The organism is Pseudoalteromonas sp. NZS100_1, assembly GCF_015864285.1.
Taxonomy (GTDB): Bacteria; Pseudomonadota; Gammaproteobacteria; order Enterobacterales; family Alteromonadaceae; genus Pseudoalteromonas; species Pseudoalteromonas arctica.
In genome coordinates this window covers 1-1,735 of record NZ_JADYXN010000075.1, presented here as the reverse complement: position 1 = coordinate 1,735, position 1,735 = coordinate 1, and the positions used below count along the sequence as shown (strand labels likewise).

Here is a 1,735-nt window from a genome sequence, read left to right as displayed (position 1 = left end):
TAACAATCATCTGTGTGGACACTACGAACAAATAAGTTCTAAATCGTATAAGGAGGTGATCCAGCCCCAGGTTCCCCTAGGGCTACCTTGTTACGACTTCACCCCAGTCATGAATCACTCCGTGGTAAACGTCCTCCCGAGGGTTAGACTATCTACTTCTGGAGCAACCCACTCCCATGGTGTGACGGGCGGTGTGTACAAGGCCCGGGAACGTATTCACCGCGTCATTCTGATACGCGATTACTAGCGATTCCGACTTCATGGAGTCGAGTTGCAGACTCCAATCCGGACTACGACGCACTTTAAGTGATTCGCTTACTCTCGCGAGTTCGCAGCACTCTGTATGCGCCATTGTAGCACGTGTGTAGCCCTACACGTAAGGGCCATGATGACTTGACGTCGTCCCCACCTTCCTCCGGTTTATCACCGGCAGTCTCCTTAGAGTTCTCAGCATTACCTGCTAGCAACTAAGGATAGGGGTTGCGCTCGTTGCGGGACTTAACCCAACATCTCACAACACGAGCTGACGACAGCCATGCAGCACCTGTATCAGAGTTCCCGAAGGCACCAAACCATCTCTGGTAAGTTCTCTGTATGTCAAGTGTAGGTAAGGTTCTTCGCGTTGCATCGAATTAAACCACATGCTCCACCGCTTGTGCGGGCCCCCGTCAATTCATTTGAGTTTTAACCTTGCGGCCGTACTCCCCAGGCGGTCTACTTAATGCGTTAGCTTTGAAAAACAGAACCGAGGCTCCGAGCTTCTAGTAGACATCGTTTACGGCGTGGACTACCGGGGTATCTAATCCCGTTTGCTCCCCACGCTTTCGTACATGAGCGTCAGTGTTGACCCAGGTGGCTGCCTTCGCCATCGGTATTCCTTCAGATCTCTACGCATTTCACCGCTACACCTGAAATTCTACCACCCTCTATCACACTCTAGTTTGCCAGTTCGAAATGCAGTTCCCAGGTTGAGCCCGGGGCTTTCACATCTCGCTTAACAAACCGCCTGCGTACGCTTTACGCCCAGTAATTCCGATTAACGCTCGCACCCTCCGTATTACCGCGGCTGCTGGCACGGAGTTAGCCGGTGCTTCTTCTGTCAGTAACGTCACAGCTAACGGGTATTAACCGTTAACCTTTCCTCCTGACTGAAAGTGCTTTACAACCCGAAGGCCTTCTTCACACACGCGGCATGGCTGCATCAGGCTTGCGCCCATTGTGCAATATTCCCCACTGCTGCCTCCCGTAGGAGTCTGGGCCGTGTCTCAGTCCCAGTGTGGCTGATCATCCTCTCAAACCAGCTAGGGATCGTCGCCTTGGTGAGCCATTACCTCACCAACTAGCTAATCCCACTTGGGCCAATCTAAAGGCGAGAGCCGAAGCCCCCTTTGGTCCGTAGACATTATGCGGTATTAGCAGTCGTTTCCAACTGTTGTCCCCCACCTCAAGGCATGTTCCCAAGCATTACTCACCCGTCCGCCGCTCGTCAGCAAAGTAGCAAGCTACTTTCTGTTACCGCTCGACTTGCATGTGTTAGGCCTGCCGCCAGCGTTCAATCTGAGCCATGATCAAACTCTTCAATTAAAAAGTTTTATGTCTTTCGACAGCTCAATGAATTCTGAATTTATTTTAATATCTTTCGATATTGAATTGACTGTGCCGAATAATTACCGAAATAACTATTCTGTTGGTCACTCAGTTTTCAATTGAGACTCTAATTTGTTTGCCTCGCTAC

At 50.7% G+C, this 1,735-nt stretch carries 1 rRNA gene; it reads right to left on the bottom strand.

Features of this window, described 5'->3' with window-relative positions:
• Positions 1 to 48 precede the first annotated feature (48 nt).
• Positions 49 to 1,584: ribosomal RNA gene (locus I6F66_RS20540) — 16S ribosomal RNA — on the bottom strand.
• Positions 1,585 to 1,735 lie beyond the last annotated feature (151 nt).